Origin of the sequence: Streptomyces sp. NPDC012827 (genome assembly GCF_042900905.1) — a bacterium.
In the GTDB taxonomy this organism is placed as follows: domain Bacteria; phylum Actinomycetota; class Actinomycetes; order Streptomycetales; family Streptomycetaceae; genus Streptomyces; species Streptomyces gulbargensis.
On the sequence record NZ_JBIBBY010000010.1, the window covers coordinates 209,524 to 229,821 of the forward strand.

19 protein-coding genes and 7 pseudogenes are annotated in these 20,298 nt (G+C 73.0%); 13 read left to right on the forward strand and 13 right to left on the reverse strand.

Going from position 1 to position 20,298, the window contains the following annotated elements; translation table 11 throughout:
- Positions 1-13: 13 nt before the first annotated feature.
- Positions 14-640 carry a hypothetical protein gene (locus tag ACFY60_RS22705; protein WP_388613202.1) on the reverse strand — a complete coding sequence of 209 codons (627 nt, stop codon included), beginning with the start codon at positions 638-640 and terminating at the stop codon, positions 14-16.
- A 105-nt stretch (positions 641-745) separates the two neighbouring features.
- On the opposite strand from ACFY60_RS22705, the gene ACFY60_RS22710 reads away from it, so the two are divergent.
- Positions 746-1,555 carry a calcium-binding protein gene (locus ACFY60_RS22710; RefSeq protein ID WP_388613200.1) on the forward strand — a complete coding sequence of 270 codons (810 nt, stop codon included), beginning with the start codon at positions 746-748 and terminating at the stop codon, positions 1,553-1,555.
- Positions 1,556-1,559: 4 nt separating this feature from the next.
- The gene (locus ACFY60_RS22715; RefSeq protein WP_388613198.1) at positions 1,560-2,144 is read left to right on the forward strand and encodes a hypothetical protein; all 585 of its coding nucleotides are present in this window, start codon (positions 1,560-1,562) and stop codon (positions 2,142-2,144) included.
- 102 nt (positions 2,145-2,246) lie between these two features.
- On the opposite strand, the gene ACFY60_RS22720 is transcribed toward ACFY60_RS22715, so the two are convergent.
- Positions 2,247-2,894, reverse strand: coding sequence for a DUF642 domain-containing protein (locus ACFY60_RS22720; protein WP_388613196.1), 648 nt, complete (start codon positions 2,892-2,894; stop codon positions 2,247-2,249).
- A gap of 65 nt (positions 2,895-2,959) precedes the next feature.
- Positions 2,960-3,421, reverse strand: a complete 462-nt coding sequence (locus tag ACFY60_RS22725; RefSeq protein ID WP_388613194.1) for a hypothetical protein — start codon at positions 3,419-3,421, stop codon at positions 2,960-2,962.
- Positions 3,422-4,068: 647 nt separating this feature from the next.
- Here ACFY60_RS22725 and ACFY60_RS22730 point away from each other — a divergent pair.
- On the forward strand, positions 4,069-4,722 hold the full coding sequence (locus tag ACFY60_RS22730; RefSeq protein ID WP_388613192.1) for a DUF642 domain-containing protein: 654 nt from the start codon (positions 4,069-4,071) through the stop codon (positions 4,720-4,722).
- A 190-nt stretch (positions 4,723-4,912) separates the two neighbouring features.
- A complete protein-coding gene (locus ACFY60_RS22735) occupies positions 4,913-5,527 on the forward strand; it encodes a DUF642 domain-containing protein (RefSeq protein ID WP_388613190.1) in 615 nt (204 codons plus the stop codon).
- A 78-nt stretch (positions 5,528-5,605) separates the two neighbouring features.
- On the opposite strand, the pseudogene ACFY60_RS22740 reads toward ACFY60_RS22735, so the two are convergent.
- From ACFY60_RS22740 to ACFY60_RS22755, 4 genes and pseudogenes are all read right to left on the reverse strand, one after another.
- Positions 5,606-5,725: pseudogene (locus ACFY60_RS22740) on the reverse strand (MerR family transcriptional regulator); the annotation flags it as partial.
- A pseudogene (locus ACFY60_RS22745) lies at positions 5,719-6,119 on the reverse strand (hypothetical protein); the annotation flags it as partial. The pseudogenes ACFY60_RS22745 and ACFY60_RS22740, both read right to left, overlap by 7 nt.
- Positions 6,098-6,899 (reverse strand): annotated as a pseudogene (locus ACFY60_RS22750) (IS5 family transposase); the annotation flags it as partial. The pseudogenes ACFY60_RS22745 and ACFY60_RS22750, both read right to left, overlap by 22 nt.
- Before the next feature lie 65 nt (positions 6,900-6,964).
- On the reverse strand, positions 6,965-7,150 hold the full coding sequence (locus ACFY60_RS22755; RefSeq protein WP_388613515.1) for a hypothetical protein: 186 nt from the start codon (positions 7,148-7,150) through the stop codon (positions 6,965-6,967).
- A gap of 222 nt (positions 7,151-7,372) precedes the next feature.
- On the opposite strand from ACFY60_RS22755, the gene ACFY60_RS22760 reads away from it, so the two are divergent.
- Positions 7,373-8,002, forward strand: a complete 630-nt coding sequence (locus tag ACFY60_RS22760) for a hypothetical protein (RefSeq protein ID WP_388613188.1) — start codon at positions 7,373-7,375, stop codon at positions 8,000-8,002.
- A gap of 18 nt (positions 8,003-8,020) precedes the next feature.
- A pseudogene (locus ACFY60_RS22765) lies at positions 8,021-8,116 on the forward strand (IS5/IS1182 family transposase); the annotation flags it as partial.
- A gap of 12 nt (positions 8,117-8,128) precedes the next feature.
- Here the strand turns inward: ACFY60_RS22765 and ACFY60_RS22770 are convergent.
- Together ACFY60_RS22770 and ACFY60_RS22775 are read right to left on the reverse strand one after the other, a co-directional pair.
- Positions 8,129-8,272: pseudogene (locus ACFY60_RS22770) on the reverse strand (VOC family protein); the annotation flags it as partial.
- 118 nt (positions 8,273-8,390) lie between these two features.
- Positions 8,391-9,323: a LysR family transcriptional regulator gene (locus ACFY60_RS22775; protein ID WP_388613186.1), complete on the reverse strand. Its 933-nt coding sequence runs from the start codon at positions 9,321-9,323 to the stop codon at positions 8,391-8,393.
- Between the two features lie 91 nt (positions 9,324-9,414).
- Between ACFY60_RS22775 and ACFY60_RS22780 the strand changes: the two genes are divergently transcribed.
- The 5 genes and pseudogenes from ACFY60_RS22780 to ACFY60_RS22800 all read left to right on the forward strand — a co-directional run bounded on the left by ACFY60_RS22780 (position 9,415) and on the right by ACFY60_RS22800 (position 14,228).
- Positions 9,415-10,422 (forward strand): DMT family transporter, encoded by a 1,008-nt coding sequence (locus tag ACFY60_RS22780; protein WP_388613184.1) that lies wholly within the window; start codon positions 9,415-9,417, stop codon positions 10,420-10,422.
- Positions 10,419-11,915, forward strand: a pseudogene (locus tag ACFY60_RS22785) (leucyl aminopeptidase); the annotation flags it as partial. The gene ACFY60_RS22780 and the pseudogene ACFY60_RS22785, both read left to right, overlap by 4 nt.
- A 113-nt stretch (positions 11,916-12,028) precedes the next feature.
- Positions 12,029-12,928, forward strand: coding sequence for a PhzF family phenazine biosynthesis isomerase (locus tag ACFY60_RS22790; protein WP_388613182.1), 900 nt, complete (start codon positions 12,029-12,031; stop codon positions 12,926-12,928).
- 114 nt (positions 12,929-13,042) lie between these two features.
- On the forward strand, positions 13,043-13,549 hold the full coding sequence (locus ACFY60_RS22795; RefSeq protein ID WP_388613180.1) for a GNAT family N-acetyltransferase: 507 nt from the start codon (positions 13,043-13,045) through the stop codon (positions 13,547-13,549).
- Between the two features lie 154 nt (positions 13,550-13,703).
- The gene (locus tag ACFY60_RS22800) at positions 13,704-14,228 is read left to right on the forward strand and encodes a GNAT family N-acetyltransferase (protein ID WP_388613178.1); all 525 of its coding nucleotides are present in this window, start codon (positions 13,704-13,706) and stop codon (positions 14,226-14,228) included.
- Between the two features lie 321 nt (positions 14,229-14,549).
- On the opposite strand, the gene ACFY60_RS22805 is transcribed toward ACFY60_RS22800, so the two are convergent.
- Positions 14,550-15,119 (reverse strand): SDR family NAD(P)-dependent oxidoreductase, encoded by a 570-nt coding sequence (locus ACFY60_RS22805; RefSeq protein WP_388613174.1) that lies wholly within the window; start codon positions 15,117-15,119, stop codon positions 14,550-14,552.
- A gap of 146 nt (positions 15,120-15,265) precedes the next feature.
- On the opposite strand from ACFY60_RS22805, the pseudogene ACFY60_RS22810 reads away from it, so the two are divergent.
- Together ACFY60_RS22810 and ACFY60_RS22815 are read left to right on the forward strand one after the other, a co-directional pair.
- Positions 15,266-15,585 (forward strand): annotated as a pseudogene (locus ACFY60_RS22810) (LacI family DNA-binding transcriptional regulator); the annotation flags it as partial.
- A 36-nt stretch (positions 15,586-15,621) separates the two neighbouring features.
- Entirely contained in the window at positions 15,622-17,079 is a 1,458-nt protein-coding gene (locus tag ACFY60_RS22815) for a protein kinase (protein ID WP_388613502.1), read from the forward strand.
- Positions 17,080-17,275: 196 nt separating this feature from the next.
- On the opposite strand, the gene ACFY60_RS22820 is transcribed toward ACFY60_RS22815, so the two are convergent.
- From ACFY60_RS22820 to ACFY60_RS22830, 3 genes are all read right to left on the reverse strand, one after another.
- Positions 17,276-17,968 (reverse strand): ankyrin repeat domain-containing protein, encoded by a 693-nt coding sequence (locus ACFY60_RS22820; RefSeq protein WP_388613172.1) that lies wholly within the window; start codon positions 17,966-17,968, stop codon positions 17,276-17,278.
- A 95-nt stretch (positions 17,969-18,063) separates the two neighbouring features.
- Positions 18,064-19,668, reverse strand: a complete 1,605-nt coding sequence (locus tag ACFY60_RS22825; RefSeq protein WP_388613500.1) for a RecQ family ATP-dependent DNA helicase — start codon at positions 19,666-19,668, stop codon at positions 18,064-18,066.
- Positions 19,669-19,801: 133 nt separating this feature from the next.
- Positions 19,802-20,044: a DUF3072 domain-containing protein gene (locus ACFY60_RS22830; RefSeq protein ID WP_388613170.1), complete on the reverse strand. Its 243-nt coding sequence runs from the start codon at positions 20,042-20,044 to the stop codon at positions 19,802-19,804.
- Positions 20,045-20,298: the final 254 nt, after the last annotated feature.

Below are 20,298 nucleotides of genomic sequence, written 5' to 3' on the forward strand. Positions count from 1 at the left end.
CCTGCCGCGGGGCTCAGCCGAACGCGACGACGAGCCGGACCGCCCGCTCGCCGAAGCGGTCCGCCAGTGCCTTCATCACGGCGAAGACGTGCGACCAGGGGGAGCCGGCGCCCAGGAGGGCACCGGCGGTCAGCGGCTCGTACCGGCAGAGCAGATCCCCGCTGGTCCACTCGGAGAAGCGCGCCGTACGGTCCAGGCCGTCCGGCGGCGGGCCCACGAGGCCGACCACCTCGGCAGGCCACCGGTCGGGCACGAGCCGCTGGTGCAGCAGGGACGGCAGGGAGGCCTTCGACCACGACAGGCGGCCGGTGCAGGGGGATTCGGGTACGGTGCCGGGATCGAGCCGGGCGATCTCCGCCCAGTCGGCCCAGGTCGCGCCGTGGAACTCCCTGGTCCGCACCGGCGGCTCCAACACGGCCCGCAGGTCCCCCGACATGTCGGTGGGGAGCCCGCGCCCCGCCGCGAGGGGGCGGAACCCCGCGTCGTTGCAGACCCCGAACAGGCAGCCGAAAGCCGCGTGGTCACTCTCGTCGTACAGGGGCCACAGGTCCATCGCCCTGACCCACGGCTCACCGTCGTGGTATCCGGCGTCGACACCGGGATGGCGGAACTCGATCCCCCCGTGGATGTCCGTGCTCACAACCGCTCACCCTAGGCACCGGTACGGACCGGGCCGACGCGGGGGCTGTCGGAGCGCTCGATTACACTCCGCCCACCATGCTCAAACATCCGGCCAGGGGGCCGGATGTCGTCCTGGGGGGACTTCTTGCGCCTGCGCGCCCTTTTCCGTGCCCGTCACCGCGTCACCGCGGCCGCCGTCGTCGGCGCCGCCCTGACCGCTTCGGCCGTCACCACCGCCGTCGCACCCGACGCCCGGGCCGCCACCACCATGCGGATCACGAAGGTGGTGGTCAACGGAGGCAAGGACATCGTCCTGGCCACCGCGGCCAAGCGGGTGACCGTCACCGCGACGATCTCCGAGGACTCCGCCCTCGAACAGGTGTGGCTGGACCTCGAGAACCGCACCGGTGACCGCACGAACTTCCACGCGTCCCGCCAGGCCACCTGCTCCGCCGCCGGAACGGTGAAGACCTGCACCACGACGCTCACCCTCGACCCGCGGTCCGACATGGTCCACAACAGCCTGGCGGGCCCCACCAACTGGACTGCCTACGCCCAGGCGAAATCGCGCGACGGCGACTTCGACAGCGACTACTTCCCCTCGGTCGCGGTCCGGCGACTCGTGGCCGTCTCCGGCGACGCCGGCCCCGAGCCGGTCCGCAAGGGCGCGGCGCTCACCGTCACCGGCCGTCTGACCGCCGCCAACTGGAACACCCACTCCTGGACGGCCCTCGCCGGCCGGCCGGTCCAGCTCCAGTTCTGCAAGTCCCCGTGCACCTCCTACACCACGGTCCGCACGGTGACCTCGCCCTCCACCGGGGCACTGCGCGCCACGGTCACCGCGACCGCCGACGGCTACTGGCGCTGGTACCACCCGGCTCCGGTGTGGGCGACCGCCGCGTCCTCACCCGCGGACCACGTCGACGTGCGCTGACGTCATGACCGGCGCCGGCATTCCGGAGACCCTCGGCGCCCTCGTCCGGCTCTGCCCGCCTCCCGCCGATCCGCCGGCGGTGGACTGGGACGGCGTCGAGCGCGCCGTCGGCACGGCTCTGCCCGCCGACTACAAGCAGCTCGTCGCGACCTACGGCGCAGGCGTCTTCGACGGGACGGTCTGGCTGCTCGTCCCGGACTCCGCCCACCCCGACTGCGATCTGCGCACCTGGTGGGCGGAACGGGACGAGACCCTGGCCGGCCTGTGGGCCCTGGGAGAACCGAAGCCGACCGTCCTGCGGGAGCCCGGGGCCATGGTCCTGCCCTGGGGGTACGAGGAAGGCACAGGAGCGTTCCTCTTCTGGCTCGTACGGCCCGGCCGGCACCCCGACGAGTGGACCGTGCTGTACCAGGAGGGCCGCGGCCCCCTGTGGGAGCACCACGCCACGGGGTGCCTCGCCTTCCTCCTGGCGGTACTCGACGGCACGGCGGAGACGGAGTACTTCGGCGACCTCCGTGACCCGGGCGGCGAGCCGGTGGAGCACCGCTTCGAGACGGCCGACGAGACTCTCGGGCCGTCCGTGCGGTGACGCCGCCGCCTCCGGTCCCGGGTCTCCTGGCGGCAGGAGGGCGGAGGGGACCCGCCCGGGGCGGGTCCCCTCGGTCGACGGACGGCCCGAGGTGATGCGGCGTCAGTCGTCCCCGCCCCCGCCGCCGTTGCCGCCCTCGTTGGACGAGGTGAGGGCCGTGACCGTGACGTCGGTGATCATCGCGCCGCAACCACCGTTGTTGGTGCTGGACTTCGAGGCGAACTGGATGTTCTCGGTGTCGTCGGAAGCGGTGAACCGCATCCCGGTCTTGAGCCAGTCGCCGGCGTCGCCCTGGGGTTCGAAGCGGCCGCTGGTGTTGCCGATGACGGTGACTTCGTAGGGCTGCTCGGGGAAGCGGTCGCAGCCGGGGAACGTCTCGCGCGAGTGCTGCCAGCGGATGGCGTACTCCTTGCCGGGCACGGTCTCGACCGTCTGACGGATGGTGCCGGGCTGGGAGCCGGTCAGATCGGCGGCCTGGTTGCGCTTCGGGCTCTGGGCCAGGTCGCGGTTGTAGATGTCGATGTCGCCGCGGACGACGTCCCACCCGGGCAGCAGGTGGTCGTTCGAGGAGTCGATGCGCGTGTAACCGTGGGGCCCCTCGGGGGCGGTGGGCTGGTTGAAGGAGCCGTTGGTGATCAGGTTGTGGCCGCCGGAGGCGGCGGTGACCTGGGGGGCGCCGGTGGCCAGCCCGGTCAGGGTGGCGGCCAGGACGAGGGTGATGAGACCGGCCTTGCGTGCGGTGCGGTTCATGGTGATGTCTTCCTGTTCGTGGATGGGGTTTCGCCGGAAGGGGCCGTCGGCCGTCTTACGGGGGATCAGTCGCCGCCGGGGGCTCCCTGGCGTTCCAGGTGGTAGATGTGGCCGTAGTCGTCACCGAGCCAGATCTTGTGCTTCAGGGGGGAGTTGGCGTCGCGCAGCGCGGGGGTGTCGTACACGGCCAGCTCCTCCGCTCCGGAGAAGACGTGGACGCGTGCGCGCTCGACGACCCAGTCGCGATGGTCGCCCGCCGGGTGCAGCCGGAGGTAGACCTCGCCGTCCAGGGCGGTGGCCGGCAGGCGCGGCTCGCGTGGATCGTTCCGCTGGGGCTGGGCGACGTTGGGGTCGGCCCCGAGGTAGAAGTCCTGCCGGGCCCCGGGGGTGAAATCACCGGCCGGATCACTCTGTGTCCGCAGCCGGAACTCGCGTCCGCCGAAACCGAGGTAGATCCTGCTGGTGGTTCTGGCCGGCGTCTCCGAAGCGGTCTGTACGTCGACGTGCAGACGGCTGATTTCGGGCATGCATTTCTCCTTTTCCGCTGTGCAGGGAAGGGGTGATGCCTCCGATGGGCCGGAAAGGGAAGACGGGGCGAATCCGTTCCCGTCCGGCAGGGGCAATTGTTACCCCGTCGGTTCCCCGGAAACAGGGAATCTTCCACCTGGCGGCTGCCCCGGAGCGCGCAGCGGGGTTGTGAAGAGGGCGCGCTTTTACTCTCCGTGCAAGCGGATGCTTCTGCATTTCGACTCCGGTGTCACACGCGCACCAAATGCCACGTAGAACCGTTGGAGGACGGTTTCTGCAATCGGGAGATCACGTGCGCTCCGCATGTGGCAGGCGCTCGCCATTGTAGGAAAAGCTCACGTTTGAATGGCCTTCCGGCCTTCTCACACGATCAGGTGAAGGCTCCCGCGATGCCTTGCGTTCGAGGTGTGGGGAGGCGTCATGGTGGTCCGGGACGCGAATGCATGCGTGCGGGTTCCTGATGTCGCGGGTCATGTCCATTCCGGCGCTTTTCGTCATTCGGCATTCGACGGCGATCGCTGCACCCGGTTCCGCCGTCGCGGAACCCTTCGCGGTCCGTTCCGGACGGCCGGCCCCGAAGAACCCCACCTCCCGTGTCCCCGCCCAGGGCAGTACAGCCCTCGAACCCCCGACGGAAGGAATTCTCATGAACAGGCCTCGCCTCGTCGTGGTCACGGCACTGAGCAGCGCCCTGCTCGCCGGCCTCGCCCTCGTCCCCGCCACCTTCGCCACCGCCAGTACCAACCTGGTGACCAACGGCACGTTCAGCAAGCCCGACGTGGAGAGGGGCGCCGCGACCTACAAGCGGGTCACCTCCGCCAACTCCGACCAGATCATGACGGGCTGGCGGGTCACCAAGGGCAGCGTCGACATCTTCAGCAGCCAGACGGCGCGCTACCGCCACCAGGCGGCGAACATCAACGGCGGCGGGAACGGCTCGATCCAGCAGGACCTGGAGACCGACAGCGGCCAGCGGTACAAGCTCGAGTGGTACCACAGCCCCGAGACGTGGGACGGCTGCGAGAGCTTTCCCGACCAGCCGTACGACGTCTCCCTCGACGGCAGCGACGTCGAACCCAAGCGTTTCGAGCCCACCGGCGACCCCGGAACCTACCGCAAGCGGAGCCTGACCTTCACCGCCGAGAGCGACTTCGTGACCCTCAGCTTCACCTCCAAGGCGCCCCCGTCCAACGGCCATTGCGGCGCGCTCATCGCGGACGTGGTGGTCAAGCCGGTCGCCAACAGCAACAACAACGGCAACAGCGGAGGCAATGACACCGGGGGCAACGGGGACGACTGATCCCTCTCCCGCCCGGCTCTGTCTGCTCAGCGCCCCGGCCGACGGGTCCTCCCCGCGGACGCGGACCCCTCTCGGGGCGCTGTCCCGCCCGCGGGCACCACCCGCCGGCGAACCATCCCGTGCCGTGCCCCGCCCGCGCCCCCACTCCCCGCTCCTCGTCCCTCAGCCGATCAGGAAGGCACTGACGTCCATGCCTCGTACGCACCGTGTCCTGCTCGTCGCCGGCACCCTCCTCGCCTGCGGTACGGCGACGCAGCCTCCGGCGACGGCCGCCGACCACAACCTCGTCAACAACGGCACCTTCTCCCGGCCGGCCGCGCCGGACACCGACCTGGGCCACCGGCGCATCGACTCCGACAACGCCGGCGAGCTCCCGGAGTGGCGGCTTCGCAGCGGCGACATCGACATCGTCGGCCGCAAGCTCGCCGGATCACCGTCCTACCACCAGGCGGCCAACCTCACCGGCGGGTCTCCGGGCAGCATCGAGCAGTCCTTCGAGACCACGGTCGGTCAGCGGTACGTCATCCGCTGGGAGCACTCCCGCGAAACCTGGCCCGGATGCGACGAGATCCCCGAACAGCCCTACACCGTCGAAATCGTCGCGAACAAGCGCAAGCGGTTCGTCCCACCGGAGCAGGGCGAGCGGTGGGGCCCGGCGAGCCTCCAGTTCCTCGCCGAAGGCGAGGAGGAGACCCTGCGCTTCTCCTCCGCCTCCCCGCCGGAATCCGGCCACTGCGGAGCCATGATCACCAACGTCAAGGTCGTCCCGTTCAGCGAGGACGCGGACGACACCCCGGACCACTGACGCGCACGGCCCGAAGCGCCGGGCGCGGCCGGCGGGGGGCCCGCCCGTGAGAGCGGGGCCCCCGCCGTGCCGACCGCGCTACTCCCACGTCGCGGTGTCCGGATCGATCCCGTGGGCCCGCGCACCGGCGTCGATGAGGCGGCGGAACCATGCGGCGAGACCGGGCCGGATGCCGTCGTAGTGGGCGGCGACATCGGGGGCGGAGTGATCCCGATGGCCACAAGGTCACGTGCCTTCCGACCGGCCGGATCGAAGGGTTTCGCCGCGGTGAGGACGATCCGCGCGTTCTCGGGCGTGATCACTTCCACGTCGTGGGTGTTCCAGGGGGTGTCCCGCGGCCCGGCGACCGAGCCGGGGGCAGCGCGCGGCAGGCCGCGACGAGGGGGTCGACCTGGTCGAGTACGCAGGCGAAGCTGACGCTCGTGGCCGGTGCCCGTTCCGGAACGTCCGTCGCCGACGGGAGGCGTACGTCCTGGAACGCCCAACGGCGCAGATGCACGAGCGTGCCCGGAATGCCGAACAGCTCGAAGAACCCCAGCCGCGCACCCCTAACTGATCGTTTTCGAATGAGGTTCGTAGGCGACGGAGGCATATGAGGCTGCAGCCCAGTTCGAGCAGGCCCTGGTGGAGATCGGCGCGTCGTTCGTAGCGCCTGCGGAGCCGTTAGAACTGGTGGAGCCAGGCGGCGGCGCGCTCGACCACCCAGCGCACCTTGCCCAGTCCGGAGCCGTGGGCGACGCCGCGTCGTGCGATCAGTGGTTTGATGCCGCGCTTCCACAGCAGGCGGCGGTAGGTGTCGAAGTCGTATCCCCGGTCCGCACACAGTCGTCGGGGCTTGCGGCGGGGGCGTCCCCGCATGCCCCGGATCGATGGGATGGCGTCCAGCAGCGGCAGGAGCTGGGTGACGTCGTGCCGGTCGCCGCCGGTGAGCGTGACGGCGAGCGGGGTTCCGTGCCGGTCGACGATCAGGTGGTGGTGCTTGGAGCCGGGGCGGGCGCGGTCGACGGGCGAGGGGCCCACGTGATCCCCCCTTTGAGAGCCCGGACGTGCGACCCGTCCACGGAGCAGTCGTCCAGATCCAGCGGACCGGCGCGGCGAAGCTTGGACAACAGGGCGGCGTGCGGGCGTGGCCGGACGCCCGCCTCGGTCCAGTCCCGCAGCCGGCGCCAGGCGGTCGCGCCGGAGCAGCCCACGGTCTCTGCGGGGACATCGCGCCACGCGACACGGTCCGCAGCACGTACATGACACCGGCGAGCGCCACTCGGTCGGGAACGCGCAGCCGTCCGGGGTGGCGACGGCGCCGTTCGGGAGCAGGCGGCAGCAGCGGCGCCACCCGCTCCCACAGGTCGTCAGGAACAAGATCGGCACGCACCCCGGACACCCTGCCGACCAAGATCGTCGCGCACACGACCCGCGGCTCAACTCATTCTGAAGAGATCAGTTGGAGCGCCCCGGACCGACGACTCCCGGTGTCCCCGTCAGCTCCCTGGCGGCGAGACCGTAAAGAGGGTGCCGGGCCAGCGGTGGCCCGCCGCTCACCAGCCGCCCGGCGAAGGACAGGGTCCGGTCGGCGTGCGCCAGGATCCCGTCCTTCCTGCGGACGGTGTCTTCGTAGTGCCCCACTTGAGTCAGGGCGTGGGCGGCGCCGGCGCGACAACTGATCCGCGAACGGCTGCGGCCGACGGTGATCCACCCTGTGCGACCCTCGGCTGACGTCTGGTCAGCCGCGCGGGCGATGAGGCGGCATCGATCTTGCGGCCTTGGGATGACGACCGGGCGGCTGTCAAAGCGAAGGATGGGTCGCGTTCCTCCAGTCAACTCCCCTTCGCAGCAAAGGAAATCGTCATGGCTTCGCTGTCGCCGTCCGCTCGGCGCACCGCCACCGCTACCGTCGCGGCCCTGGTGGCCGGGCTCACCCTGTGCACCTCGTCCATCGCCTCGTCCGCCGAGCAGCGCACGGACCACCGCCGGCCGGGTGCGGCGCGGGTTGTCGGCAGCGGGGACTTCGTACTGCCGTACCTGAGCGACAAGGATGTACGCTCCTTCAGCTTTGACGCGGTGGCCGCCCCGTACAGCACCCCGCGGCCCGGGCTTCCCGCGGGGCTGCCCGTCGACGCGCGGGGGACGGTACGCATCTCGCACCACTCGGCTGACCAGAACGTCACCTATACCTTCGACGGCCAAGTGGAGTGCCTGGTCACCGGCCCGAACACGGCGACGGTCACGGCCCTCATCACGAAGGTCAGCCACGAGGGGACCGGCCTGCTCGGCAAGCGCGTCGGACTGAGCGTGCACGACGGCGGAAAGGGCGGCAAGGCCGATCGGGTGGGCTTCTCGTGGAACGGGGTGAACCTGCTGCCGAACGGTGAGGACGCCGAGGTCGGCACCTGTATGGCCCCGGCCCCGTACGCCCCCGTCGTCAAGGGCGGCTACACCGTCACCCACGCCGAACTGGCACCGCTCCCCCGCCCGTAGAAGGCGTGCGCCACGGCCCGCACCCGCTGCGAGCGATGCGCCGACCTCCACCAGGGTCTGCTCGAACTGGGCTGCAGCCTCATATGCCTCCGGCGTCTCCGAACCGCATTCTGAAACGATCGGTAAGTCCACCGACGCCGCCAGATCCTCCGTGGGGATCGTGACGAAGGCGGGCATCCCGTAGATGCCGCGGAACGGTTCGGGTGCCACCGCGTCCGGGCCGGGAGCGGGCACGGGACTGATCTCGAAGGCGTTGCCGTAGTCGCTCATGGATCCCGCCCTCCGGCCTCACGCGGCGTGAGGGTCAAGTGGGGATCGGGCATCCACGGAAGCGCACGGCAGGACGGGCCCCGCGGCAGGATCGGGCCGGCTCCCCGAAGAGCCCGCGTCAAGTCCGGCGGACAGCCGGTGCCCCCCCGGAGCCCCGCCCGTCACCCCGCCCCGAGTCCCGCAGGGCGTCGAGCAGTGTGCGCAGCACGGGCTGCTCCAGGGAACTGCGCCGGACGACGGCGTGGATCGCCCTGACCGGCTCGGGGTGACGGACCCGGCGGACGACGACGCCGGGGTGACGGGCGCTCAGACCGAGGCCCGGGATGAGACTGACGCCGAGTCCTGCGGCGACGAACCCCTGGGCGGTCGCGTAGTCCTCCGAGGTGGCCGCGAAGTCCGGGCTGAAGCCCGCCGCGGCGCAGGCGTCGACGAGGGGAGCGAGGCACGGACCGGGGGGTTCGCTGCCGACCCACGGCTCACCGGCCAGATCGGCCAGATCGACCACCCGCTTCGCGGCCAGGCGGTGCCCGGTGGGCAGAACCGCCCGGTACGCGTCGTCGAGCAGGTGGACGACACGGATGGCCTGCCGCTCGTCGGCCGGCGGCCGGACGACGACGGCCAGGTCGGCGTCCCCCTGGATCACCTCCGACAGGGCGTCGTCCGGATCTGCCAGGCGGGGATCGATCGCCACCCCCGGATGCTCACGGCGTACGCGGGCGAGGGCGGGCGCCAGGAGGGTCGGACCGACGGAGGCGAAGTAGCGCAGGGTCAACCGGCCCTCGCGCCCGGCACGCAGATCGGCCAGCGCCGTCTCCGCCTCGGCGAGGTGCTCGCTGATGACCGCCGCGTACCGCGTGAGCAGCAGCCCGGCCTCCGTCGGCCGCACGCCCCGGCCGACCCGTTCCAGCAGGGAGCTCCCCGTCTCCCGCTCCAGGGCGGAGATCTGCTGGCTGACGGCGGACGGGGTGTAACCGAGGTGTGTGGCCGCAGCGGTCACGGAACCGCTGGTGATCACTGCGCGGAGCACCTGCATGCGTCTCACATCAATCATGTAGTGCAACTTAACAAAGGCGTAGAACCTTTTTCTTGTCCTTCCGAAAGGAGTGCGGCACCGTTCAAGACAGCTGATCAAGGAGACGACGGTGGACGGTGTCATACACAGGACGCGGGCGGGCGCGCGGATCGCCCTGCTCGCCCTCCTCTGGGGATCGACCTTCCTCTGGATCGAGGTGGCCCTGCGGGCGCTGACCCCGGTACAGGTGACGTTCGCCCGCTGCCTGCTCGGGTCCGTGACCCTGCTGGCCGTCTGTCTGGGGTCCGGCCGGCGGCTGCCACGCGGCCGACCGCTCTGGGGCCGCGTCGCCCTGGCCGCCCTCTTCTGCAACGCCCTGCCGTTCGCCCTGTTCAGCTTCGGCCAGCAGAGCATCGACTCCGGCATCGCCGGCGTCCTCAACGCGACCACCCCCCTGTGGTCCCTGCTGATCGGCGTGACCACCGGATCCGAGCGCGGTCTGCGACCGTCCCGCGTGGCCGGACTCCTGCTGGGCTTCGCCGGAGTCGTCCTGATCTCGGCCCCCTGGCAGGCGACCGGAGCGGGCGGCTGGGGCGCTCTCGCCGTCGTCGGCGCGGCATGCAGCTACGCCGTCGGCTTCCTGATCATGGGACGCCTGGTCGGCAGGGGCATCCCGACGATCTCCCTGTCCGCGGCGCAGCTCCTCGCGGCGACCGTCCTCACCGCCCCCACCCTGGCGGCCGGAGGCCTGGCCCCCGTCGACATCACCCCGGGGCGGCTGACCGCCGTCGTCGTCCTGGGGGTCGTCGCCACCGGAGTCACCTTCCACCTCACCTACCGGAACATCGCCGCCGAGGGCGCCACCAGCACGGCAACCGTCGGCTATCTGCTCCCGGTGGTCTCCGTCGGGCTCGGAGTCGTCGTGCTCCACGAGGACTTCGGCCTCCGGATCGCCCTCGGCATGGTCGTCGTCCTCGCCGGGGTGGCCCTGAGCCGCCGGTCACCACGAGCCCCGGCACCGGACCCCGGCCCGACCGCCACCCACCACCCGGAAGCCGACCACCCGAAGGCACTCCACCCGGAACCCGACCACCCGAAGCCCGGCCCCGCACCCCAGGAACGAGACGTACGACCGTGACCACCCTGACCGTGACCACCACCCCCGCCGCGTCCCTCGCCGCCGACTGGCTCGTGATCGGTGTGGCCCAGACCCCGAACGGGCCCGTACCGGCAACGGGAGCGGCGACGGACGCGGCGTTCGACGGCGAACTGCCCGCCCTCCTCACCGCCTTCGGGGCGACCGGCGCCCCCGGGGAGACGCTCCGCCTGCCAGGCCCCGCCGGGACCACCGGCACCCTCGTCCTCGCCGTCGGCCTCGGGCCCGCCCCCGCCGACCGCGACGGCTACGACGCCGAGGCGCTGCGCCGCGCGGCCGGGGAGGCCGCGCGCACCCTGGCCGGTGCCGACCGGATCGCCCTGGCCCTGCCGGCCGGCACCGCCGAGGCCGTGGAGGCGGTCGCCCTGGGCGCCCTGCTCGGGGCCTACGCCTTCACCGCCTACGTCACCACCCACCCGACACCGCCGGTCCACGAGGTGACCGTGCTCGTGGACGACGGCCTCCGCACGGTCGCGGAAGCCGCCGCACGGCGTGCCCGCGTCCTGGCGCGGGAGGTGAACCGGGCCCGCGACCTCGTCAACACCCCCGCCAACGACTTGTATCCCGAGAGCTTCGCCACCGCGGTGGTCGCCGCGGGAGAGGGACTCGACCTGGCCGTCCAGGTGCTCGACGAGCACGCGCTCACCGCCGGCGGCTACGGAGGCATCCTCGGCGTCGGCCAGGGCTCCGTACGACCCCCGCGCCTGGTACGGATCGCCCACACGCACCCCCGCGCCACGACCACGCTCGCCTTCGTCGGCAAGGGCATCACCTACGACTCGGGCGGCATCTCGCTGAAGCCCGTCGGCGCCAACGAGATCATGAAGCGCGACATGTCCGGGGCGGCCGCGGTCCTCGCCGCGGTCCTGGCCGTGGCCCGGCTCGACCTGGCCGTCAACGTCACCGGCTGGCTCGCACTGGCCGAGAACATGCCCTCCGGTTCCGCCCTGCGCCCCGGAGACGTCCTGCGGATGTACGGGGGCCGGACCGTCGAGGTGCTCAACACCGACGCCGAGGGCCGTCTCGTCCTCGCCGACGCCCTCGTGCGGGCGGCCGAGGAACGGCCCGAGGCGATCGTGGACGTCGCCACGCTCACCGCCGCCACCCGCTTCGGCCTCGGCGACCACGTCTTCGCGGTGATGGGCGACGACGACGACACCTTCCGCGACCGGGTGCTGGCGGCCGCCCGGGACGCGGGCGAGCGCGCGTGGCCGATGCCGCTGCCGGAGGAACTGCGCGGCAGTCTCGACTCACGGGTGGCGGACATCGCCAACTACGGTGCGCGGATGGGCGGCGGACTGGTGGCCGGGCTCTTCCTGCGGGAGTTCGTCCCGGCCGGCACCCCCTGGGCCCACCTGGACATCGCCGGACCCGCCTTCAACGAGGGCGGTCCGCACGGCCACACGCCCAGCGGCGGCACCGGCTGCGCCGTCCGCACCCTCGTCCGGCTCGCCGCCGGCGCGGCGACCGGGGAACGCCCCGGACCACCCGCGACCGCCGTCCCCGCCACCGGGACGGGCGCGACGGCCGGCGGCCACCCCGTCCCGCCACTCGGCGACGCCCGCCCCGCCCGCGGAACGGAGGACCGGTGAGCATCCTGTACCAGGTCGACGCCTTCTCCTCCGCTCCCTTCAGCGGCAACCCGGCCGGCGTCGTCCTCACCGCCGACCGTCTCACCGACGCGCAGATGCTCGCCGTCGCCCGGGAACTCAACAACTCGGAGACCGCTTTCGTCCTGCGCGCCGATGCCCCCGACCACGACGTGCGCGTACGGTTCTTCACCCCGACGACCGAGGTACCCACCTGCGGACACGCCACCGTCGCCGCCCACTTCGCCCGCACCGTCGAGTACGGACTGCCCTCCGGCCCGCTGGTGCAGAAGACGGGTACGGGGCTGCGGCAGCGGATCCGTGTGGACCGCGACGGCGACCGCGTACGGGTCCACATGCACCAGGGAACGGCCGCGTTCGGACCCGAACTGGACGGACCCCAGGTCGGACGGCTGCTGCGTGCCCTGGGCGCCGCACCCGGGGACCTCTCCGGTGACGGCCCGGTCCAGATCGTCTCCACGGGCCACGCCAAGGTCCTGGTCGGACTGCGCGACCGCGCCGTCGTGGACGCCCTCCGGCCGGATCCCGCCGCCCTCACGGCCCTCAGCCGCGCCCTCGACACCAACGGCTTCTTCGTCTTCACCCGGGCGACCGGCGACGCGCGCCTGCTCACCTGGTCCCGGATGTTCGCCCCGGCGATCGGCATCCCCGAGGACCCCGTGACGGGCAACGGCCACGGACCCCTCGGCGCGTACCTGCTCCGGCACCGCGTCGTGCCCGCGCCGGGCGGCCGTCTGTCCTTCACCGGACGGCAGGGAGCCGCCATGGGCCGCCCCGGGGACGTCCGGGTCGACGTCGGCACCACCGCCGCCGGTGAACCGGACGTGTCGATCAGCGGCACGGCGGCGACGGTGTTCCGAACGGAACTGCCGGTCTGAGACGGCCCCGTGAGGGCCCCTCGCCGGCCCGTCCCGGGCGCCGCTCGGCCCCGAACGACCAAGGTGGCAGGGGCAGGTGGGGAAGAGCGGGGTGGGTGGGGCAGGGTGGGGGACATGACGACCTACGAGACGATGCCGTTCCACCTGGAGACCGAGCGGCTCATCCTCAGGCCCTGGGCCGCGTCGGACGCCGAGGAGTTCTCCGCCCTCCTCGCCGAGCGCGGCAAGGAGAGGCCGCCGGTGGAGCGGATCCGTACCGCCATCGGAGAACTCCTCGCCACCACCCGCACCACGGGGATCGCCCTGCTGCCCGTCCAGCGCCGTGAGGAGGGCGACTTCATCGGGTACTGCGGGCTGATCACCGGCCGCTCCACCCTGGAGGAACCCGAGATCGCGTACGAGCTCTTCCGCCGCGTGCACGGCCAGGGGTACGCCACCGAGGCGGCCCGCGCGGTGCTCGGCGCCGCCGCCGCGACCGGCCGGAAGCGCCTCTGGGCGACCGTCGCCACGTGGAACACCCCCTCCCTCCGTGTCCTGGAGAAGCTCGGGTTCGAGCAGGACCGCGTGACCACGGAGGAGGAAGCCGGTGAAGTGGCCTGGCTCGTCCGTCCGCTGCCGTGACGGGCGGGCAGCGGCCCTCGGGGCACCCTGAGGATTCGGGCCGTGAACTTCGGTACCGCGCGGCTGCGTTCCTCCGGTGCCGTCCCGGTGAGTCGCGCATGCCGCCGAACCGTTCGCCCGCGCGTCCGGATGACGCCTGTGCGAAGATCCCGGCGTGAACGATCTACGCCTCCGTCCCGCCGAAGACGCCGACCTGGCCGCCCTCGTACGGCTGCGCGACGACGCGGCCCGCTGGATGCTCTCCCACGGGATCACGGGACAGTGGAAGCCCGGCGAACTCGACGAGAACCACTTCCGCCGGATCGCGCAGCGCGGAGAGGTGTGGCTGGCGGAGGCCCGCGACCGCGTGGTCGGGGCCTGGGAGCTCTGGTGGGAGGACGAGGACGCCTGGGGACCGCAACCGCCCACGGCGGGCTATGTGCACCGGCTGATGGTGGACCACGGAAGCGTCCCGCCCGGGACGGGACGCCGGCTGCTCCGTGCCGCGGAGCGCCGCGTGGCCGGGGCGGGCCGCTCGTCGGTCCGTCTCGACTGCCTGGCGGGCAACGCGCGGCTGACGGCGTACTACGTCGACGCCGGCTACCGGATCGTGGGCCACAAGGAGGGCAAACCGCAGCCCGGTGGCACGCCCAAGTCGTTCACCCTCCTCGAAAAGGCCGTACGGATCGAGCCTGCGTAGGCCGACCCGCGCCGCGCCCGCCCGTCGAGCCCTCACCGGCCAGGTCTCCGGCCGGGGACCCCGTCCCGGCGCGACGACAGGAAGCACGGCGACCGTACGGTTCGGTCACCGCCGGCCGCCGGGGTTCGGCAGGCCCGTCGGCCACGGGTGAGGACCAGGTGATCCGCCTCGCCGGGGATCCGGTCGGCGTCGTCCAGGCGCGGGTGGATCCACCGTTCGGTGATCAGCCGCCACTTTGAGGCCGCCGCTGTCGTTTCGTCGTTCCTACAGAGGAGGGCGCACGGGCCGGCGTCTCCCGGAGGGTCGGGCGGAGAGGGCCGTCTACCAGGCCGGCGGCTCACCGTCGCGGAAGAAGCCGCCGGTCGGTCCGGAGTCGGGCAGGGTGGCGGCCCAAACGGCACCGGCGGCGCCCCGCTCGACGGGACCCCCGCCGGTCATGTGCTCCAGTGACCCCGATCCGCTGGACACGTTCACCACGCGGGCGTGGGCCGAGCGGCGCAGCAGCGGCAGGAACGCCTGTGCGGTGTGCCAGGCGCCGAAGAGGTTCGTCTCCGGAGTGCGCCGGACCTCGTCGAGGTCGACGGAGACGGCCCGCCGGCCGGTGTCGTAGGCGACGGCGGCGTTGTTGACCAGCACATCGAGGCGCCCGAAGTCCGCCTCCACCCGGCGGGCGGGGGACCGGGCCCCCTCGGCGTCCGTCACGTCCAGCCGATACGGGACCGTCCTGCCGGGTCCCTCGACGGCCAGGTCGGCGACGGCCCGCTCCGCGTCCTCCTGGCGCCGGGCACACAGCAGAACCGTGTGGCCGAGGACGGCGAGCTGACGCGCGGTCTCGCGCCCGATCCCCCGACCGGCGCCGGTGACCAGCGAAATCGGTGCTGCCGTCGCCACGTTCTCTCCCCCTACGTACGCGAACCATCCGGAGAGACCGCACGTTATGCCCTCGCCACGCCTTCGGGTACCGCGGGGCGGCGCGGCGCGGTGGCCGGTCGGCGAAGGCGGGGTGTCCGTCCTCAGCGTGCAAGCCGTACCCGTCCGTGCGCACCTCCGGTCCCGGCTCGCGGCCACCGACGATCGTTGATGTCGCACGGATCGCCGGAGTGTCGCGCACGACGGTCTCGCACGCCCGCAACGGCATCGGCAAGGTCGATCCGCGGACGCGGGAGCGCGTCAAGCAGCCCGCGCCCGAGCTCGGTTACCGGCCCAACCTGCGGGCGCGGCGGCTGCGCCGGGGGAGGGGAGAGAGGCGAAGACTGTCGCGCTCACCTCCTCGATGCCCTTCGCCGTGGCGGGCGGGGCGTCAAGGCTCGGTTTCCACATGGAGAACGCGGCCGCGACGGTGGCCGGCGATCTCCTAGAGTGGTCCCGTTCATCGTCGAGGGGGGACGACACCGTGGTCGACCGCGCCGCGTTCGCGGCTCTGCAGCCCAACGATCCGGCCCGCCTGGGGCCGTACCGCCTGATCGGCCGCCTCGGCAGCGGGGGCATGGGGACGGTCTTCGCGGCCGAGGACGATGCGTCACACCTGGTCGCGGTCAAGGTGATCAACGCTCATCTGGCGGACGACGAGCGGTTCGCCCGCGCGTTCGCCCGCGAGGTGACGGCCGCCCGCAGGGTCCGCCCCTTCTGCACGGCGCCGGTGCTCGACGCGCGGCTGGACGAGCACCCGCTGTACGTCGTCACCGAGTACGTCGAAGGACCGACCCTGCAGGATCTGGTCGCCGGGAACGGCCCCTTGCGGGGCGGCGCGCTGGAGCAGCTGGCGGTCGGCACGGCCGCGGCGCTCACCGCGATCCACGCCGCCCAGGTCGTCCACCGGGACCTCAAGCCGTCGAACGTACTGCTGTCCCCGTTGGGGCCGCGGGTGATCGACTTCGGGATCGCCCGCGCCTTCGACGGGCCGCACGCCTCCGTACAGCCGACCCACCTCTCCGGGACCCCCGGCTACATCGCCCCGGAGGTCCTGCGCGGCGGCCCGGTCACGCCGGCCGCGGACCTCTTCGCCTGGGGATGCGTCATGGCGTACGCGGCCTCCGGCGTGCTGCCGTTCCCCGGCGAGGACGTCCACACGGTCCACCAGCGGGTCCTGACCGAGCCGCCCCGGCTCTCCGGACTCACCGGCACGCTGCGCCCGCTCGTGGAACAGGCGCTGGACAAGGATCCCGGCCGGCGCGGGTCCGCCCCCGCGCTGCTGGCGCGCCTGGTCGGCGACGACCGTGCCGACGCCGAGCGGGCCACCGAGCTGGTGGAGCGGTCCTGGCATGCCCCGACCCTTCAGGAGCACGATCCCGGACCGACCGCGGAGGGCCGGGCGACGGAGCGGACCGGCACCGCTCGCGCGAGCGGCCGGCGGCGTGTCGCGGTGGCGGCCGGAGCGGCGGGAGTGGGCGCGGCGGTGCTGGCCGCAGTGCTGCTGTGGCCCGAGGGCGACCGGGACGAGGAACCGGCCGAGGACACCGCGAAGGTGCGCAGCGGCCCGGTGACGCTGCAGAGCGCCCTCTCCTTCGAACTCGACACGGTTCCGCCGACCGGGGCGCAGCGATGGATCGACACCCGCGACGCGACCGACGACCTGCGCACCGAGAGGAAGGCGCCGGGAGCCACGCCCGATCTGCTCCCGGGCAGGCAGAACGCCCTGGCCCGGTGGGACTCCGACCGGCCACCCACCGAGCGGCAGTGCGTCGAAGCCCTCGACCGGGCGCCCATCGAAGCGTCCCCGAGCCTGCGTCGCGGCGACCGGTTCTGCCTGCAGACCACCGACGGCCGCACGGCCTACGTCCGCGTCGTCAGCCTGCCGCTCGGGGAAGGCGCCACCCGCCTCGAGGCCACCGTGTGGGAACTGCCCGCCTAGAGGGTGCCTCGCGGCGCCGCGGGCCCTGCCCTACGGCGGACACCGCTACGTTCCGGACACGGCATGGGCCCTGCGGGGCCGGTGCCCCGACCACCGGGCGTCGCTCCCTGATCCGGCCTCATCGACAAGAGACCCCTGACGCGCCGCGTCCGGCCGGGCGGACGCCGCTCACCGGCGTGCGGTCTCGCCGCCGAGGTCACGCGGTGCCCGGGGAAGGCCGTGCCGCTCCGGCTTCCGCGCGGGCGCGGGCGGGATCGTGCTCGGCCAGGCCGGACGGAGGGCTGTCCACGTCGGCGCCCGCCGCCAGCAGGGCGTCGGTGACGAGCGCGTACCTCTCCGCCGTGCTCGGGGACCGCGCGGCGCCCGCACGGGCCTCGCTCAGCGCCTTCGGTGTCGCCCGCGCCCCGTGGGCGAGCAGTTCGCGCACCATGTCCACCTGCCCGAACGCGGCGGCCCACTCCAGGGGGGTCCTGTCCTTCATCCTCGCGTCGATGTCCGCGCCGCGGTCCAGGAGCACCCGTACGGTCTCCGGGCGGCCCTCCTCCACGGCGGTCACCGCCAGCACCAAGGGGACCTGGCCGAGCCTGCCCTGCGCACCGGTAGGGGCGCCGGCATCGAGCAGGGCCCGCACGACGCCGGTGTGCCCGTACATCGCCGCCAGGCCCAACGGCGTCGATTCGCCGTACTCGCCCGCCCGTTGTCCCGGGTCCGCTCCCGCCGCCAGAAGCACGCGCACCGCCTCGGCGTGACCCGCGTGCGCGGCGACGTCCAGGGCGGTACGCCCGTCATGACCGGCGGCATCCACCTCGGCGCCGGCCCTCAGCAACTCCGCCACCGAGGCCGCGTCCCCGTCCGCCGCGGCCTGTGCCAGCCGTTCCGTCATCGCCATGGCCCCATCATGCCGGGCCGTCCCCTTCGTGATCCCAGGGGAGGGGATCTCTGGGCACCCGCCCGAAGCGCGCGCCCGGGCGGGGGAGGACCGCGTCACCCGGGCGGCGGCTCGAGGACCGACAACAGGTCGTGCTCGTCGACGGCCGGCAACGACAGGGTGCGGTAGCCCATGGTGTCGAACAGGACGGTGATCCGGTCACCCTCCTCCGTGAGGACCGTTCCGTCGCCCCACTCCGGGTGACGGACCCGCGCCCCGGTGGGGAACGGCGACGGCGCCCGGTCCTCCTCCGCCCCGTCGGTTCCCGGCTCCTCCGTGACGGGCGACGGCACGGCGAGGTCCTCGCCGCCGTCCGCCCGGCACACGTCGCAGTTGCCGCACGCCCCTTCGTGAGCCTCGCCGAAGTACCCCAGCAGGAACCGCCGGCGGCACCCCGTGGTCTCGGCGTAGGCGCGTACCATCTCGACCCTCGTCCGTTCCAGCCTGCGATGTGCCTGCGCGGCCTCGTCGGCCTGCTCCACCGCGTCGTCGGCGGACACGCCGGGCGCCGGGAGCAAGGCGCCCTCGGCATCGCCGCGCGCGGCCCCGGACTCCTCCAGGAGGTTGGCGGCGGCGGTGAGGCGGTTGCGCGACAGCCCGGTTCCCTCCCGCAGCTCGTCCAGGTCCTGGGGCCCTTCCTGCTCGTGCAGCTGCCGGGCGACCTTGCCCAGCACCTCACGGCCGGGGGTGCGGGCGGCGAAGAAGTTCTGCATGCCGGTGTCCTCGGGCCGGTAGTGCAGCACGGCGACCGCGGGCTTCCCGTCCCGGCCGGCGCGTCCGATCTCCTGGTAGTACGCGTCCAAAGAGCCCGGTACGGAGGCGTGCAGGACGAAGCGCACGTCCTCCTTGTCGATGCCCATCCCGAACGCCGAGGTCGCGACGACGACATCGAGCTTCCCGTCCAGGAAGGCGTCGTGCACCCGCGACCGCTCACCGCTGCGCAGGCCGGCGTGATAGGCGGCCGTCGACAGGCCGAGGCCCGCCAGCTGCTCGGCGTACCACTCGGTGTCCTTGCGGGTGCCGGCGTAGACGATCCCCGGCTTCGGCTCACCGGCCGCGCGTTCCACCACCGCGCGGCGCTTGTCGTCCTCGTCCTGGAAACGGACGACGTGCAGGGTGATGTTCGGCCGGTCGAACCCGGCGACGACGAGGGCGGGCTCCTCCATGCCGAGCCGGTCGACGATCTCCTGCCGCACCGGGGGAGCCGCCGTGGCCGTCAGCGCCAGCACCGGCGGGCGGCCCAGCCGCTCGGCGGCCCGGGCCAGGCGGAGGTAGTCGGGCCGGAAATCGTGCCCCCACCCGGAGACGCACTGCGCCTCGTCGACGACGAACAACGCCGGCGCCACCGCCGCGAGCCGCTCCAGCACCTCGTCCTTGGCGAGCTGCTCGGGGGAGAGGAAGAGGTACTCGGCCTCCCCGGCGCGCACCGCCTCCCAGGCCGCGTCCGTCTGCCGTGCCGACTGGGCCGAATTGACGGCGACGGCGGACGGAGCCCGGTGCTCCAGCAGTCCGGCGATCTGGTCCCGCTGGAGTGCGAGCAGCGGGGAGACGACGACGGTGGGGCCGTCGAGCAGCAGTGCGGGCACCTGGTAGACCGCCGACTTCCCCGCGCCGGTCGGCATCACGACGAGGGTGTCGCGCCCGGCCATGACCTCCCGCATCGCGGCCAGCTGCTCCGGACGCAGTGCGCGCCAGCCGAAGGCCTCCCTCGCCGCGTCGCGGAGCCGGGTGTCGGTGTCGGCCGGCGCCCGGTCCTTCCCGCCGTTTCGGTGTCGCCTGTGCGGGGGGTCGCCCTCACGGGCCGGTGTCACGGCCCGCTCCGTCCTCCGGCGCGTCACCGTCCCCGGCGGTACGGGGTGAGGCTCCCTGCAGGCGGTCGATCATCCGTGACGCCTCCGCCTTCGTGAGTTCGGGCGGTACCTCCTCGCCCGCCTCACGGGCCAGCGTCCGCAGATAACTCAGCTGGGGTCCGGTGGCGGGCTCGTCGCCCGTCACCCAGTCCTCGACGTCCTTGCTCGGATCTTGCGCGTCGCTCATGAGGGGCGGGCTACCCGGTTCGCGACGGAACATTCATCCGCCCCGCGCGGAGGGCACGAGCGCCGCCGTACCGGACGCCGAACAGGGCGGCCGTACGACGCGGCCGGCCGTCGCCGCAGGTGGCGGGCCCCGTCACCCGTACGGCGGCCTGCCGCCCCCGTACCACCGCCGCGCGGCTCCCCGCCGGACGCGTCAGGCCGTACGCCCGGCCGGGGCTCCCCGGGGCGGCCGTGACGGGGGCGCACCGCGGCACG